We start from the raw sequence: 14,042 nt of genomic DNA on the forward strand, positions 1-14,042 counted from the left end.
CTTGGGGGGCAGCGGACCACGCGCAACGGGGGAGCGTGGGGGCAGTTCCGGCCGCCGCCGGGCCGCCCCCAAGGCGGCCGGGGCCCCCTCGGGGGGCAGCGCAGCATGCGAAGCAGCGGAGCGTGGGGGCAATTCCGGCCGCCGCCGGGCCGCCCCAAGGCGGCCGGGGCCCCCTCGGGGGGCAGCGCAGCAGGCAAAGCCGCGAAGCGTGGGGGCAGGTTTCATTCGCCCTCACCAAACTTGTCGTCAATCATCGCGCGCAGGGCGTCCATGGCCTCCTGCTCCTGCTCGCCATCGGTCTCGATGGCGACCACGCTGCCGATGCCGGCGGCCAGCATCATCACGCCCATGATGCTTTTGGCGTTGACGCGGCGCTCGCCCTTTGCCATCCAGACTTCACAGGGGAAGCTGCCGGCCAGCTTGGTGAGTTTCGCGGAGGCGCGCGCGTGCAGGCCGAGCTTATTGCTGATGGTGATGGTGCTCTGAATCATTCGAAGGTCGTCGGCTCTGGTTCTGCGGCCCGGTGGCGGCCGCCACGGACATCACGCCCTGGGTGCCGCCGGCCAGCGCGCGCGCGGCCATGGCTTCCAGCGGTTCGGCCCGGTAACTCATGGCGCGCAGCGCCATCGGCAGGTTGGCCCCGGCGATCAGGCGCGTGTGCACGCCGTCCACCAGGCGCTGCGCCACGTTGCAGGGCGTGGCGCCAAAGATGTCGGTCAGCACCAGCACGTTGCCGCTGGGCAGGGACTTGAGGGCCTGCTGCGCCTGCGCCAGGGAGGCTTCTGGCTCGGCCCTGGCCTGCACGTCCACGGCCGCCACCGAATCGGCGGCGTCGGGGAAGCAGTGCAGCACGCCTTCGCGCAAGGCATTGGCCAGCGGGGCGTGGGCAATGATGAGGACGGCGTTCATGGCGGGGCTCGGTGCATCCTGGATTATCGGTGGCGGCGGCCGCTGATGCTGAAGTGCAGCCAGCAAGCCACACTCAGCACGCCAAACACGCCCATGGCGCCGCGCAGTGCGTTGACGGGCGACCAGCCGAACGCCTCCAGCGCGTCGGCGCCCAGGCCGATGCCCCATTGCACGAAGAAGATGCCGATAAAGATCACCAGGTTGTAAGCCGACAGCGCCCGCCCCGCCAGCGCCGGCAGGAAAGACAACGCCAGCACCGGCTGAACCTGCGCCATCGGCGTGGCCAGCACGCAGTACAGCGCCAACAGCGCGAAGCTGGCGCCGCCCAGCGCCGGCCCGGCCAGCACCAGCAGCGCCAGCGCGGCAAAACTGAACGGCGCCAGCCGCACCACCAGCGCGTCGACCGAGACGCCGCGCGCGGCCAGCCGCGGCATGGCCATGCCCCAACCCAGAAAAACCACCAGCATCGACAGGTTGATCCAGAACAGCCCGGTGGCCGCGCCCAGCGGCGTGCTGCCGCCGACCCGGGTCATCCAGGGGCCGGCCCAGAGCGACTGGATGGCGACCATGCCGCCAAAACTGACCATGCCCAGCGGCACGGCGCGCCGAAATGCGCGGTTGCGCCAAATCTCGGAATAGGAACCTTTTGGGGCTGCAGCGTTAGAACCACCTGCGCGAGCAGCTTCTGTTTTAGGAGCATCCGACTGCCAGTGCGGCACCACCCAGGCGATCAGCGCCATCGACACCAGCGCCAGCGCGGTGATCAGCCAGAACAGCGCGCGCCAGCCCAGCACCGGCACCAGCCACTGCACCGGCAGCGTGGCGGCCAGCATGCCGAGCGAGCCGGTCATCATCAACCAGGCGTTGGCGCGCAGCTGCGCCCCGGCGTCCAGCCAGCGGCGAAAGCCGGTCAGCGGCGCCAGCAGGCAGGCCGCCACGCCCACGCCCATCAGCGCGCGCGCCAGCATCAGCCCGGTGAAGCCGTCGGCCAGCGCAAACGCCGCGCAGCCCAGCACGGTGACGCTGAGCAGGCTGAGCAGCACCGCCTTGGGCCCGTAGCGGTCGAGCCAGGTGCCCATGGGCAGCTGCACCGCGGCGAAGCCGAGGAAGTAGCCGCCCGCCAGCAGGCCGAGATCGCGCGCGTTCAGCGCAAAATCTTCGGTGAGCACCGGCGACAGCGTGGCCGTCACCGCGCGCAGTAAAGCCGACAGGAAATAGGCCACCGCGAACGCCAGGAACACCACCATCGCCGCCCGGCGCGGCAGCACCTGCGACGTGCCCGGCGGCGCGGGCGGGGCGCCGCGCGGCGGCGGCTCGGCGGCGCTCACCGCCACTTCAGCCCGGCGAAGAAGGCATCGGCCACCTCAGGCTGCGGCCGCTCGCTGTACATGACGGCGTGCACCAGTTCGGTACCGCCGCCTTCCGCCGCGCGCGCGGTCCACACGCCCTGGGCGTGCACGGGACGCCCGTTCGGCGCCTGCCCCTGGGCGACGACGCGCTGCGCGTGCGCCAGCGGCAGGCCGCCGGCGGGCTGGAACGGCTGGCGCGTGGTCTCGCCCGTCGCCTTCATGTTGCCGAGCGTGGCCTGCTCCCAGCCCGCCAGCAGCTCGTCGGGCATGCGCCCGGCGCCGACTTTGGTGGCCATGACGGCGAAGGTGGCGCCGCCGGCCTCGCAGCCGAGCACCGCCAGCTCGGTCGGCTGGCCGCCCAGCGGCACGCTGCGTTCGGCGTGGTCGGGCTTGCAAGGCAGCAGCGCCTGTGCGCCGGTGGGCGGCAGCGGCAGCTCGCGCCAGTTGAGCGAGGGTGTGCAGGCCGACAGCGTCAGCCACGCAGCAAAGAAAGACGCCGCGAGCGCGACCGGGCGAAGCGAAACCATGCCCCGGATTATCGGCCGCGCCCTGCGCTGCTGCCGGCTTGGCGCGCGCGGGCCTTGGCGCACCGGGCACGCCAGCGGCGCCCGCTGGGTCAGAATGCGGCCATGAACTCTCTCGATGGCATCCGAATCCTCGACCTGTCCCGCGTGCTGGCGGGGCCGTGGTGTACGCAAACCCTGGCCGACCTGGGCGCGGACGTGATCAAGATCGAACGCCCCGGCAGCGGCGACGACACCCGCAGCTGGGGCCCGCCCTTTCTGACGGCCGACGACGGCCAGGAGACGCACGAAGCGGCCTACTACCTGGGTGCCAACCGCAACAAGCGCTCGGTCAGCTGCGACATCGCCACGCCCGCCGGACAGCAGCTCATCCGCGAGCTGGTGGCGCACTGCCAGGTGTTCATCGAGAACTTCAAGGTCGGCGACATGGCGCGCTACGGGCTCGACTACGACAGCCTGAAGGCCATCAACCCGGCGCTGGTCTACTGCAGCCTGACCGGCTTCGGCCAGACCGGGCCGTACGCGCCGCGCGCCGGCTACGACTACGCCATCCAGGGCATGGGCGGGCTGATGAGCATCACCGGCGAGCGCGACACCCTGGGCGGCGGCCCGCAGAAGGTGGGCGTGGCCGTGGCCGACCTGTTCACCGGCATGTACGCCACCGTGGGCATCCTGGCGGCGCTGCGCCACGCCGAACGCACGGGCGAAGGCCAGTACGTCGACATGGCGCTGCTGGACACGCAAACCGCCATGCTGGCCAACCTGGGCGCCAACTACCTGGTCAGCGGCAAGGTGCCGGGCCGCATGGGCAACGCGCACCAGAACATCGTGCCCTACCAGGTGTTCGAGGTGGCGCCCAAGGCCGACGGCAGCGCCGACCACATCATCCTGGCGGTGGGCAACGACGGGCAGTACGCCAAGTTCTGCCAGGTGGCCGGGCGGCCCGACCTGGCGCAGGACGCGCGGTACGTCAAAAACGCCGATCGTGTGCGCAACCGCGACGAACTCGTGCCCATCCTCACCGAAATCATGAAAGCCCGCCCGAAGGCGAACTGGCTGGCGGCGCTGGAAGCGGCCAAGGTGCCGTGCGGCGCGATCAACAACCTGCAGGAAGTGTTTGAAGACCCGCAGGTGCAGCAGCGCGGCATGGTCACGCACTGGAAGCACCCTTTCAAGCACGACCTGCGGCTGGTCGCCAGCCCACTCAAGCTGTCGAAAACGCCGGTGCGCACCGACCTGCCGCCGCCGCTGCTGGGCCAGCACACCGACGACGTGCTGGGCAATCTGCTGGGCTACGACGCGGCCCGGCTGGCGGCGCTGCGCGACCAGAAGGTGATTTGAATTGCATCAGATCACTCTGTATTTCATAGCTGCTTGCGCAGATGGTTCTAGCGCCAGAGGCCAATTTGATCCATAAATCAGGAGACCGACTATGGCCAACTACCTGCTCGTGCATGGCGCCTGGGGCGGCGCCTGGTACTGGCGCGACACGCTGAACACGCTGATCCGTGCCGGCCACCGCGCGCACGCCGTTACGCTGACGGGCCTGGGCGAACGCGCCCACCTGCTCACGCCCGACATCAACCTGGAAACCCACATCGCCGACGTGCTGGGCGCGCTGGACACGGAAGAGCTGGACGACTGCATCTTGGTGGTGCATTCCTACGCCGGCATGCTGGGCACCGCCGCGGCCGACCGCCGGCCAGGCAAGCTGCGCCACCTGGTCTATGTGGACGCCGTACTGCCCACGCCGGGCGAAACCTGGGGCAGCGCGCACAGCGCCGACACGCGCACGCAGCGCATCGCCGGTGCCGAGGCGAACGAGCAGTACGCCTTTCCCGCGCCGCCCGCCAGCGCCTTCGGCCTGACCGGCGCGCTGGCCGAGTGGGTCGAACGCCGCAGCACGCCCCACCCCGGCCACACCTACACGCAAGCGCTGGATTTCGACCCGGTGCGCGTGGCCGCCGTGCCGCGCACCTTCATCAGCTGCACCGACCCGCGCCTGGCCACCATCGACCCATCGCGCCAGCGCATCGCCAACCCGCAGTTCTGGGGCGGCGCCTGGGCCGGCGGCGGCGGGGTGCGTGTCGTCGAAATGGCGACCGGGCACGACCCGATGTTGAGCGAGCCCGAGGCGTTCCAGCAGCTGCTGCTTCAGCTGGCCATGTGACGAGGCGGCCTGGGCCACGTGCCCAGGCGCATGTCGCCGCTTTCTTGGCCCGCAGGACGAACTTCCCGCAGCGGTTGCGATCCATTGGGCTGAGCACCGCGCCCACGCCAAGACCCCGAGCCGGCGCGGACAAGCTTGCGGCGCGCGCAAGAGACGCCCGCGCTCCCTAAAATACAGGTTGCACCATGAAAGCCCCTACCTTCAAAACCCTGAGCGTGGCGCTGGCCCTGGCCACCACGCTGGCGCTGGCTGGCTGCGGCAAGGACAGCGCGCCCGAGTCCACCTTCGTGCTGCTCGACGGCAGCCAACAGACCACACAAAACCTCAAGGGCAAGGTCACGCTGGTGAATTTCTGGGCCACCAGCTGCACCACGTGCGTGGCGGAGATGCCGCAAATTGTCGCCACTTACGACAAGTTCAAGGCCAAAGGCTACGAAACCGTGGCGGTCGCCATGCAGTACGACCCGCCAAGCTACGTCGTCAACTTTGCCGAAACGCGCAAGCTGCCCTTCAAGGTGGCGATCGACAACACGGGTGAGGTGGCCAGGGCCTGGGGCGATATCAAGCTGACGCCGACCACCTTCGTGCTGAACAAGCAGGGGGAGATCGTCAAACGCTACGTGGGTGCGCCCAACTTTGACGAACTGCACAAGCTGATCGAGAAGCTGCTGGCCGAGGCTTGATCGGACGAGCGGACGGCTGCCTTTTCCGCTTGATCGCCCCCCAAAAAAAGCCGCGTCGAACGCGGCTTTTTTGTCTTTTCGGGCGCTGGCCTTAGGTACGTCTGCGCAAGCAGCTATCAAATCGATTGCACATCCGCACCCAAACCACGCTGGCCAGCGGCTTCAACCGACTGCTTACTTCTTGCGGAAGTCGTCGTGGCAGGCCTTGCAGCTTTGCGCAGCGGGGCCGAACGCGGCCTTGAGCTGGTCCAGGTTGCCACTCTTGGCGGCCACGGCCAGCTTGCCAGTGGCGTCGACCATCTTCGCGTTCAGGTCCTTCACCTTGGGCAATTCTTTCCACACGTCGGGCAGGGCACGCGTGTTGTGGCCGGATTCGGAGCCGGGAACGAAGGCGTTGATCGGCAACTTGGCCACAGCGGCGATCACGTCCCCGTCGGCGGCGGCGGTGGCCGCGTCGTAGGGCATCTTGCCGTTGGCCATGGCGCCCAGACGGCCGAAGTGAAAGCCCAGCACGCGAAAGGCGCTCTGGCGGTATTGGACGGCGTCTTCGGCCTTGGCAAACTGGGCGGCGGCGGGCAGGGAGGCCAGCAAGCCAGCAGCAGCCAGCGACAGCGCAAGCAGGGACTTCTTGTTCATGGGAGGAGCTCCGGGATTCGGTTGAACGGGGTGGCGGCGAGCAGGTCGTCCCGCCGTTCGGCGCATCGGCCACTTAGGGCGCCGGTATGCTACCTTTGCCAAGAATATCGGGTTTTTGATCGGTACGCCCAGCCGCTTCGCTTCTGTCAGGAAAGCCATGACCACTGTCCGCATCTGGGACCTGCCCACGCGCCTGTTTCACTGGGCGCTGGCCGCCTGCATCGTCGGTCTGGTGGTCACCGCCAAGATCGGCGGCGAGGCGATGAACTGGCACTTCCGCCTTGCCTACGCGGTCTTCACGCTGCTGCTATTCCGGCTGCTGTGGGGTCTGGTGGGTGGCCACTGGTCGCGGTTTGCCAGCTTTTTCCCGACGCCCGGGCGGCTGGCCCGCTACCTGGGTGGGCGCGGCACGGCGGCCGACTCGGCCGGCCATTCGCCGCTGGGCGCGCTGTCGGTCTTTGCGATGTTGCTGGTGCTGGCGCTGCAGATCGCCAGCGGGCTGTTTGCCGACGACGAGATCGCTTTCTCCGGCCCCCTGACGGCACTCGTGTCGGGCGAGTGGGTCAGCCGCGCCACCACCTGGCACAAGGGTTGGGGCCAGTACTTGGTGATCGGCCTGGTGCTGCTGCATGTGGTCGCCGTGTTCGCCTACCTGGCGCGGCGGCGCAACCTGATCACCCCCATGGTGACCGGCGACAAGGTGGTCCCAGGCGCTGCTGCGCTGCCGTCGGCGGCCGATTCGGCCGGTCACCGGCTGCTGGCGCTTCTGCTGCTGACACTGTCGGCCGGTGTGGTGTACGCCGTGGTGCAGTTCGGGGCCGTGCCGTCGCTGGGCTAAACTGCCCCCCAGCTGGCGCCGCCCTGAATGGGCGATGTTGGCCGCTGTTCAACCCTTGACCCTGCCGTGGACACCCGCCCTCCTGTCGATATTTTTGTGGCCGCCAGCGCCGAACACATGGCCCAGGCCCGAGACCTGTTCCTGGAATACGCCCAGCTGCTGGGCGTGGATTTGCAATTCCAGGGTTTCGATGACGAATTGAGCGGGTTGCCTGGAGACTACGCCGAGCCGCGCGGAACGCTGCTGCTGGCCGCAGTCGATGGCGAACTCGCCGGTTGCTGCGCCTTGCGGCCGATCGACGATGTCGACCACACCAACGCGGCCGAGATGAAGCGCCTGTTCGTGCGCAAGGCGTTCCGGGGTTTCGGCCTGGGTCGCCATCTGGCCGAAGCCGTGCTGGAAGCGGCCGTGCGGCTCGGCTACGACTGCGTGCTGCTGGACACGCTCGATGAGATGGAGGCGGCCCGCGCTCTGTACGAAGACCTGGGCTTCGAAGAAATTCCGCCCTACTACCACAACCCCTTGCCTGGCGCGCATTACCTGAAGGTCGATCTGCGCGCCTGAGGCTTGGGGGCTGGGCGTTCGCTGGGCGCTGGCGGGGTCGGCATCGCGCCAACCCATTCGAACTCCATGCCGAGAGCACGTTGCCCACGGCTCCAACTTCACATTCGAACGCTTTTCGATTCGCGTCCTACAACAGACCGCGCAGGCAGCTATGCTTTTAGCAGCAAAAATGGATCTGCTGGTGCGCGGTCGATCGCGGGCTCAGATCAGGCTTTGGCTTGCGCCAGCATCGTAGCGCCGTCGCTCACCTCAAACTTGCCCGGCGCTTCCACGTTCAGCGTGACGACCTTGCCGTCTTTCACCAGCATGGAATAGCGGTTGCTGCGCAGGCCCATGCCCTTGCCGTTCAGGTCCAGCGTCAAGCCGGTGGCCTTGGCGAAAGCGGCGTCGCCGTCAGCCAGCATGCGAACCTTGCCGTCGGTCTTCTGGTCGCGCGCCCAGGCGCCCATGACGAAGGGGTCGTTCACCGACAGGCACCAGATTTCGTCCACGCCGGCGGCCTTCATCGCATCGGCGTTCTGCAGGTAGCTGGGCACGTGCTTGGCCGAGCAGGTGGGCGTGAAGGCGCCGGGCACGGCAAAGATGGCAATCGTCTTGCCTGCAGCCGCCTTGGCCACGTCGACCGGGTTGGGGCCTAGGCTGCAGCCATTGCCTTCGACTTCCGAGTACTCGGACAGGGTGACGGCGGGCAGGGAATCTCCGACTTTGATCATGGTGCGCTCCTCGTTATGTGCGTGAAGGGAGGGCCCCGAAAACCGGGCGCCCAAAACAAAAACGACCCACATTGTGGGCCGTTTCATGCACCCCGCACCGGGGCGGGGTTTTAACGTCGGGGCAGCGCAAGCACCGCTCCGACGTGGCGCGTGGCATCAGACCACGGCAGCCTTTTGAACCAGGCGCGTGGCGACCCAGTTCTTGGTTTTCGAGAGCGGACGGCTCTCGGTGATTTCGATCATGTCGCCGAGCTTGTACTCGTCTTTTTCGTCGTGCGCGTGGTACTTGGACGAACGAATCATGATCTTGCCGTAGATCGGGTGCTTGACGCGGCGCTCGATCAATACGGTCACGGTTTTGTTGCGCTTGTCGCTGACGACCTTGCCGATCAGGGTGCGCTTGAGGGAGGGTTTGGCTTCCGTCATCACAGTCCTTACTTGGCGGCGGCTTGCTTCTCGGCGATCAGCGTCTTGGCGCGCGCGATGGCGCGACGCGTTTCGCGCAGCTGGGCCGTGTTGTTGAGTTGCTGCGTGGCTTTTTGCATGCGCAGGTTGAAATGGGCCTTTTGCAGGTCCTTCACCTCGGCTTGCAGACCAGCCACGTCCTTCTTGCGCAGTTCAGCGGTTTTCATCTGGTGTTGCTCCTGATTACTGGCCGATCATGCGCGCCACGAAGGTCGTGCGCAGGGGCAGCTTGGCCGCAGCCAGCTGGAATGCCTCGCGGGCCAGCGCCTCGGGCACACCCACGATTTCGTACAGCACCTTGCCGGGCTGGATCTCGGCCACGTAGTACTCGGGGTTGCCTTTACCGTTACCCATACGCACTTCGGCGGGCTTGGTAGAAATTGGCTTGTCCGGGAACACACGGATCCAGATGCGGCCACCGCGCTTGACGTGACGGGTGATGGCACGGCGGGCGGATTCGATCTGGCGCGCCGTCAGACGGCCGCGATCGGTGGACTTCAGACCGAATTCGCCAAAGGCCACGGTATTGCCACGAGTGGCGATACCGGTGTTGCGGCCCTTGTGCTCCTTGCGGTACTTTCTGCGTGCAGGTTGCAGCATGTTTACTCTCCTTTGGCGCCGTCCGCTGCTGCAGCGGGCGCGGCTTTGCGGACGCGCTTAACGGCGGGTTGACCGTCGGCCCCCTGGCCTTCAGCGGGTTTGTCGCTGCCATCAGCGGGCGCAGCATTGGTGCCGGCGCCACCACGGCGCGGGCCGCCACGGCCGGCGCGGTCGCCGCCAGGGCCACCGCGGCCGTCACGGCGCGGACCACGCGGACCGCGGCGCTCTTCGCCCTCGGGGCGCGGCGTGCTGTCCAGCGAAGGCGCATCGTTGCGGCCCAGGTTGTCGCCTTTGTAGACCCACACCTTGACACCGATGATGCCGTAGGTGGTCTTGGCTTCGCTGAAACCGTAGTCGATGTCGGCGCGCAGCGTATGCAGCGGCACGCGGCCTTCGCGGTACCACTCGGTACGGGCGATTTCGATGCCGTTCAGGCGGCCAGCAGACATGATCTTGATGCCCTGGGCACCCAGACGCATGGCGTTCTGCATGGCGCGCTTCATGGCGCGGCGGAACATGATCCGCTTTTCGAGCTGTTGCGTGATCGAGTCGGCGATCAGTTGGGCATCGACTTCAGGCTTGCGCACTTCTTCGATGTTGACGGCCACCGGCACGCCCAGTTGGGCAGCCAGGTCCTTCTTCAGCTTCTCGATGTCCTCGCCTTTCTTGCCGATCACCACGCCCGGACGTGCCGAGTAGATGGTGATGCGGGCGTTCTTGGCGGGGCGCTCGATCAAGACGCGCGACACGGCGGCGTTCTTGAGCTTGGCCTTCAGGTACTCACGCACCTTGATGTCTTCAGCCAGCATGCCGGCGAAGTCCCGGTTGTTGGCGTACCAACGGCTGGCCCAGTTGCGGCTGACCGACAGGCGGAAGCCGGTTGGGTGGATTTTCTGTCCCATAGTCTTTTCCGGCCTTCCTTAGTTGCCCACCGTCACGTAGACGTGACACGTGGGCTTGGACAAGCGCGCACCGCGGCCTTTGGCGCGGGCTGCCGAGCGCTTGAGCGTGGTGCCCTGCTCGACATAGATGGTCTTGACGCGGAGTTCGTCGATGTCGGCACCGTCGTTGTGCTCGGCATTGGCGATCGCCGATTCCAGCACCTTCTTAATGATGCCGGCGGCTTTCTTCTGCGTGAAGTTGAGGGTGTTGAGGGCCTGATCCACTTGCTTGCCGCGGATCAGGTCGGCCACGAGGCGCCCCTTGTCGACCGACAGGCGCACACCACGGAGGACTGCACGTGTTTCCATTGGTCTTGTTCCTTACTTCTTGGCTTTCTTGTCTGCCGCATGACCTTTGAAGGTGCGCGTCAGAGCAAATTCGCCGAGCTTGTGACCAACCATCTGGTCAGTCACATACACCGGCACGTGCTGCTTGCCGTTGTGCACGGCGATCGTCAGCCCGATGAATTCGGGCAGGATCATGGAGCGGCGCGACCAAGTCTTGACGGGCTTCTTGTCCTTCGTGGCAACGGCCTTGTCGACCTTGGCCAGAAGGTGGTGGTCCACAAACGGACCCTTCTTGAGAGAACGTGTCATTTGCGGGTGTCCTTACTTCTTGCGACGCGAAACGATCATGTTCTGCGTACGCTTGTTGGCGCGCGTGCGGTAGCCCTTGGTCAGGTTGCCCCATGGGTCAACTGGCTGGCGACCGGACTTGCTGCGGCCTTCACCACCACCCATCGGGTGGTCGACCGGGTTCATCACGATACCGCGCACGGTCGGACGAATACCCATCCAGCGCTTCACACCGGCCTTGCCGAGTTGGCGCAGGCTGTGCTCTTCGTTGGCGACTTCACCGATGGTGGCGCGGCACTCGATGTGGATCTTGCGCACTTCACCCGAGCGCATACGCACCTGGGCGTACACGCCTTCACGCGCCAGCAGCGTGGCGGACGTGCCGGCCGAGCGGGCGATCTGGGCACCGGCACCGGGCTTGAGCTCGATGCAGTGGATGGTCGAACCCACCGGGATGTTGCGGATCGGCAGGGTGTTGCCGGCGCGGATGGGAGCTTCGGAGCCGCTCATCAGCTGGCTGCCCACTTCGACACCGCGCGGGGCGATGATGTAGCGGCGCTCGCCATCGGCATAGCAAACTAGGGCAATGTGGGCCGAGCGGTTCGGGTCGTATTCGATCCGTTCCACTTTGGCAGCCACGCCGTCCTTGTTGCGACGGAAGTCGACCACACGGTAGTGGTGACGGTGACCACCGCCCTTGTGGCGCGTGGTGATGCGACCGTTGTTGTTGCGGCCGGCCTTCTGGAATTGCGGCTCCAGCAGCGGCGCAAAACCTTCACCCTTGTGCAGGTGGTCGCGCGAGACCTTGATCATGGCGCGGCGGCCAGGCGAGGTCGGTTTGATCTTGATGACGGCCATGGTTTACGCAGCCTCCCCGGACAGGTTCAGCTCTTGACCTTCCTTGAGCAGGACGTAGGCCTTGCGCACGTGGTCACGGCGACCGATGGTGCGACCAAAGCGCTTGGTCTTGCCCTTGATGTTGGCCACGGACACGCCCTTCACTTCCACATTGAACAGCAGTTCAACAGCGGCTTTGATTTCAGGCTTGGTCGCGTCGCGCAGCACCTTGAAGGTGACGGCATTGGACTTTTCGGCCACCATCGTGGCCTTTTCGGAGATCACCGGCGCGAGCAGCACCTGCATCAGGCGGCCTTCGTCGAACTGGCGCTCTTTTGGGGTCGGATTGATGCGGCTCATGCGAACATCTCCTTGAGCTTGTCGATGGCACCCTTGGTGACCAGCACCTTCTTGTAGTGCACCAGCGACACGGGATCGGCGTAGCGCGGCTCGATCACCAACACATGGCCCAGGTTGCGCGATGCCAAGTACAGGTTCTCGTCGACTTCGTCAGCGATCACCAGCACGGAATCGAGCTTCATGGACTTGAAGCGGGCAGCCAGCTGCTTGGTCTTGGGCGAGTCGACTTTCATCGATTCGACCACGGCCAGGCGGCCTTCGCGGGCCAGCTGCGAGAAGATGGACGCCATGCCGGCGCGGTACATCTTCTTGTTGATCTTCTGCGTGAAGTTTTCTTCAGGCGAGTTCGGGAAGGTGCGACCGCCGCCACGCCACAGGGGCGAGGACGTCATACCGGCGCGGGCGTTGCCCGTGCCCTTCTGGCGGAACGGCTTTTTGGTCGAGTGCTTGACCTGCTCGCGGTCCTTCTGGGCGCGCGTGCCTTGGCGGGCGTTGGCCTTGTAGGCCACCACCAGCTGGTGCACCAGCGCTTCGTTGTAGTCGCGACCGAACACGGTTTCGGGGGCGTCGATCTTGGACGCGGCCTGACCCTGGTCGTTGAGGAGTTCGAGTTGCATGGCTTATGCCCCCTCTTTCGCTGGCTTGGCCTTGACGGCCGGGCGCACGGTCACGAAACCGCCGCGCGAGCCAGGGACAGCGCCTTTGATCAGCAGCAGCTGACGCGCTTCGTCGATGCGGATGACGTCCAGGTTCTGTGTGGTGACGGTTTCGTCGCCCATGTGACCGGTCATCTTCTTGCCTGGGAACACGCGGCCAGGATCCTGCGCCATGGAGATCGAGCCCGGCACATTGTGCGAACGGCTGTTACCGTGCGAGGCGCGCTGCGAGCTGAAGTTGTGGCGCTTGATCGTGCCGGCGTAGCCCTTACCGATGGAGGTGCCTTGCACGTCCACCTTCTGGCCCACGGCAAACACGTCGGCCACAGGCACAGCGGCGCCAGCGGCGTACTTGCCTGCGACGTCGCCGTCCACGCGGAATTCCTGGGTGATTTCACCGGCTTCGACGCCCGCCTTGGCGAGGTGGCCGGCTTGCGGCTTGGTCACACGCGAAGCTTTGCGTGCGCCGAACGTGACTTGCAGGGCCACGTAGCCGTCGTTCTCTTGGGTTTTGACTTGTGTGACGCGGTTGTTCGACACATCGACCACCGTGACGGGCACTGCATCGCCGTCATCGGTGAACAGACGCATCATGCCCACCTTGCGCCCCAGCAACCCCAATCGATTGCTTTGACTCATTTATTGCTCCTGAACTCCCGCCGCGCTCGCTGCAATTGGCCAGCGCGTTTGGATTGCGAAAGAGGGTTGAAAAGTCTTGCCCGAAAAAGGGCAAGCCGTAAATTATAACGCGGACATTGCCTTTTGGGCAAGTCCGCGTTTGGGGTCAGCGTGGGCGGCCGCACTGGGCGGGCGCCCGCGGGATCACTGGAGCTTGATCTCCACGTCTACGCCAGCCGGCAGATCCAGCTTCATCAGGGCGTCAACGGTCTTGTCGGTCGGGTCGACAATGTCCATCAGGCGCTGGTGCGTGCGGATCTCGAACTGGTCGCGGCTCGACTTGTTGACGTGCGGCGAACGCAGGATATCGAAGCGCTTCATGCGCGTGGGCAGGGGCACGGGGCCCTTGACCACGGCGCCGGTGCGCTTGGCGGTGTCCACGATCTCGGCAGCCGACTGGTCGATCAGCTTGTAGTCAAACGCCTTCAGGCGGATGCGGATTTTTTGCTTGGCCATGTTGCGTCAACCTCAGGCGATGATCTTGGCCACGACGCCAGCGCCGACCGTGCGGCCGCCTTCGCGGATAGCAAAGCGCAGACCTTC

General features: G+C 66.0%; 23 protein-coding genes. 5 read left to right on the forward strand and 18 right to left on the reverse strand.

The features are described 5' to 3' along the window. Nucleotides 1–221: 221 nt before the first annotated feature. Genes FVQ98_RS11870 through FVQ98_RS11885 form a run of 4 tightly spaced genes read right to left on the reverse strand, consistent with a single transcriptional unit; the run spans nucleotide 222 to nucleotide 2,785 of the window. Complete coding sequence (locus tag FVQ98_RS11870) at nucleotides 222–491, reverse strand: HPr family phosphocarrier protein (RefSeq protein ID WP_147913650.1); 270 nt, start codon at nucleotides 489–491, stop codon at nucleotides 222–224. Further along, a complete protein-coding gene (locus FVQ98_RS11875) occupies nucleotides 460–909 on the reverse strand; it encodes a PTS sugar transporter subunit IIA (RefSeq protein WP_147913651.1) in 450 nt (149 codons plus the stop codon). Before FVQ98_RS11875 ends, FVQ98_RS11870 begins: the two co-directional genes overlap by 32 nt. 23 nt (nucleotides 910–932) lie before the next feature. Next, on the reverse strand, nucleotides 933–2,237 hold the full coding sequence (locus FVQ98_RS11880; protein WP_255507747.1) for an MFS transporter: 1,305 nt from the start codon (nucleotides 2,235–2,237) through the stop codon (nucleotides 933–935). Further along, nucleotides 2,234–2,785, reverse strand: coding sequence for a hypothetical protein (locus FVQ98_RS11885; protein ID WP_147913652.1), 552 nt, complete (start codon nucleotides 2,783–2,785; stop codon nucleotides 2,234–2,236). Before FVQ98_RS11885 ends, FVQ98_RS11880 begins: the two co-directional genes overlap by 4 nt. Before the next feature lie 102 nt (nucleotides 2,786–2,887). Here FVQ98_RS11885 and FVQ98_RS11890 point away from each other — a divergent pair, with 102 nt between their 5' ends. The 3 genes from FVQ98_RS11890 (at nucleotide 2,888) to FVQ98_RS11900 (ending at nucleotide 5,635) form a co-directional block, all read left to right on the forward strand. Then, nucleotides 2,888–4,123, forward strand: coding sequence for a CaiB/BaiF CoA transferase family protein (locus tag FVQ98_RS11890; protein WP_147913653.1), 1,236 nt, complete (start codon nucleotides 2,888–2,890; stop codon nucleotides 4,121–4,123). A gap of 91 nt (nucleotides 4,124–4,214) precedes the next feature. After that, nucleotides 4,215–4,952 (forward strand): alpha/beta hydrolase, encoded by a 738-nt coding sequence (locus FVQ98_RS11895; RefSeq protein WP_147913654.1) that lies wholly within the window; start codon nucleotides 4,215–4,217, stop codon nucleotides 4,950–4,952. A 185-nt stretch (nucleotides 4,953–5,137) separates the two neighbouring features. Next, entirely contained in the window at nucleotides 5,138–5,635 is a 498-nt protein-coding gene (locus FVQ98_RS11900) for a TlpA disulfide reductase family protein (RefSeq protein WP_147913655.1), read from the forward strand. A 174-nt stretch (nucleotides 5,636–5,809) separates the two neighbouring features. Here FVQ98_RS11900 and FVQ98_RS11905 read toward each other — a convergent pair whose 3' ends face one another. Continuing rightward, nucleotides 5,810–6,271, reverse strand: coding sequence for a c-type cytochrome (locus FVQ98_RS11905; RefSeq protein ID WP_147913656.1), 462 nt, complete (start codon nucleotides 6,269–6,271; stop codon nucleotides 5,810–5,812). Between the two features lie 157 nt (nucleotides 6,272–6,428). Here FVQ98_RS11905 and FVQ98_RS11910 point away from each other — a divergent pair, with 157 nt between their 5' ends. Together FVQ98_RS11910 and FVQ98_RS11915 are read left to right on the forward strand one after the other, a co-directional pair. Beyond that, entirely contained in the window at nucleotides 6,429–7,109 is a 681-nt protein-coding gene (locus FVQ98_RS11910; RefSeq protein ID WP_147913657.1) for a cytochrome b/b6 domain-containing protein, read from the forward strand. Nucleotides 7,110–7,226: 117 nt separating this feature from the next. Next, entirely contained in the window at nucleotides 7,227–7,673 is a 447-nt protein-coding gene (locus FVQ98_RS11915) for a GNAT family N-acetyltransferase (RefSeq protein WP_147913681.1), read from the forward strand. Nucleotides 7,674–7,879: 206 nt separating this feature from the next. On the opposite strand, the gene FVQ98_RS11920 is transcribed toward FVQ98_RS11915, so the two are convergent. From FVQ98_RS11920 to FVQ98_RS11980, 13 genes are all read right to left on the reverse strand, one after another. Continuing rightward, entirely contained in the window at nucleotides 7,880–8,386 is a 507-nt protein-coding gene (locus FVQ98_RS11920; RefSeq protein ID WP_147913658.1) for a peroxiredoxin, read from the reverse strand. Between the two features lie 156 nt (nucleotides 8,387–8,542). Then, nucleotides 8,543–8,812, reverse strand: a complete 270-nt coding sequence (gene rpsQ, locus FVQ98_RS11925; protein ID WP_147913659.1) for a 30S ribosomal protein S17 — start codon at nucleotides 8,810–8,812, stop codon at nucleotides 8,543–8,545. A gap of 8 nt (nucleotides 8,813–8,820) precedes the next feature. Further along, entirely contained in the window at nucleotides 8,821–9,018 is a 198-nt protein-coding gene (gene rpmC, locus FVQ98_RS11930; protein WP_147913660.1) for a 50S ribosomal protein L29, read from the reverse strand. Nucleotides 9,019–9,034: 16 nt separating this feature from the next. After that, nucleotides 9,035–9,451: a 50S ribosomal protein L16 gene (rplP, locus tag FVQ98_RS11935; protein WP_147913661.1), complete on the reverse strand. Its 417-nt coding sequence runs from the start codon at nucleotides 9,449–9,451 to the stop codon at nucleotides 9,035–9,037. A gap of 2 nt (nucleotides 9,452–9,453) precedes the next feature. Then, nucleotides 9,454–10,353: a 30S ribosomal protein S3 gene (rpsC, locus tag FVQ98_RS11940; protein WP_147913662.1), complete on the reverse strand. Its 900-nt coding sequence runs from the start codon at nucleotides 10,351–10,353 to the stop codon at nucleotides 9,454–9,456. Nucleotides 10,354–10,371: 18 nt separating this feature from the next. Then, complete coding sequence (gene rplV, locus FVQ98_RS11945) at nucleotides 10,372–10,701, reverse strand: 50S ribosomal protein L22 (protein WP_147913663.1); 330 nt, start codon at nucleotides 10,699–10,701, stop codon at nucleotides 10,372–10,374. Between the two features lie 12 nt (nucleotides 10,702–10,713). Beyond that, the gene (gene rpsS / locus FVQ98_RS11950; RefSeq protein WP_147913664.1) at nucleotides 10,714–10,989 is read right to left on the reverse strand and encodes a 30S ribosomal protein S19; all 276 of its coding nucleotides are present in this window, start codon (nucleotides 10,987–10,989) and stop codon (nucleotides 10,714–10,716) included. A gap of 12 nt (nucleotides 10,990–11,001) precedes the next feature. Further along, nucleotides 11,002–11,826 (reverse strand): 50S ribosomal protein L2, encoded by an 825-nt coding sequence (rplB, locus tag FVQ98_RS11955; protein WP_147913665.1) that lies wholly within the window; start codon nucleotides 11,824–11,826, stop codon nucleotides 11,002–11,004. Between the two features lie 3 nt (nucleotides 11,827–11,829). Further along, nucleotides 11,830–12,165: a 50S ribosomal protein L23 gene (rplW, locus tag FVQ98_RS11960; RefSeq protein ID WP_147913666.1), complete on the reverse strand. Its 336-nt coding sequence runs from the start codon at nucleotides 12,163–12,165 to the stop codon at nucleotides 11,830–11,832. After that, nucleotides 12,162–12,782 (reverse strand): 50S ribosomal protein L4, encoded by a 621-nt coding sequence (gene rplD / locus FVQ98_RS11965; protein WP_147913667.1) that lies wholly within the window; start codon nucleotides 12,780–12,782, stop codon nucleotides 12,162–12,164. Before rplD ends, rplW begins: the two co-directional genes overlap by 4 nt. Before the next feature lie 3 nt (nucleotides 12,783–12,785). Then, nucleotides 12,786–13,460: a 50S ribosomal protein L3 gene (gene rplC / locus FVQ98_RS11970; RefSeq protein ID WP_147913668.1), complete on the reverse strand. Its 675-nt coding sequence runs from the start codon at nucleotides 13,458–13,460 to the stop codon at nucleotides 12,786–12,788. Between the two features lie 183 nt (nucleotides 13,461–13,643). Further along, nucleotides 13,644–13,955, reverse strand: a complete 312-nt coding sequence (gene rpsJ / locus FVQ98_RS11975) for a 30S ribosomal protein S10 (RefSeq protein ID WP_147913669.1) — start codon at nucleotides 13,953–13,955, stop codon at nucleotides 13,644–13,646. Between the two features lie 12 nt (nucleotides 13,956–13,967). After that, the coding region (locus FVQ98_RS11980; protein WP_198556962.1) for an EF-Tu C-terminal domain-related protein at nucleotides 13,968–14,042 on the reverse strand (75 nt) is incomplete at its 5' end.

Source organism: Ottowia flava, from assembly GCF_008017535.1.
Classification (GTDB): domain Bacteria; phylum Pseudomonadota; class Gammaproteobacteria; order Burkholderiales; family Burkholderiaceae_C; genus Ottowia; species Ottowia flava.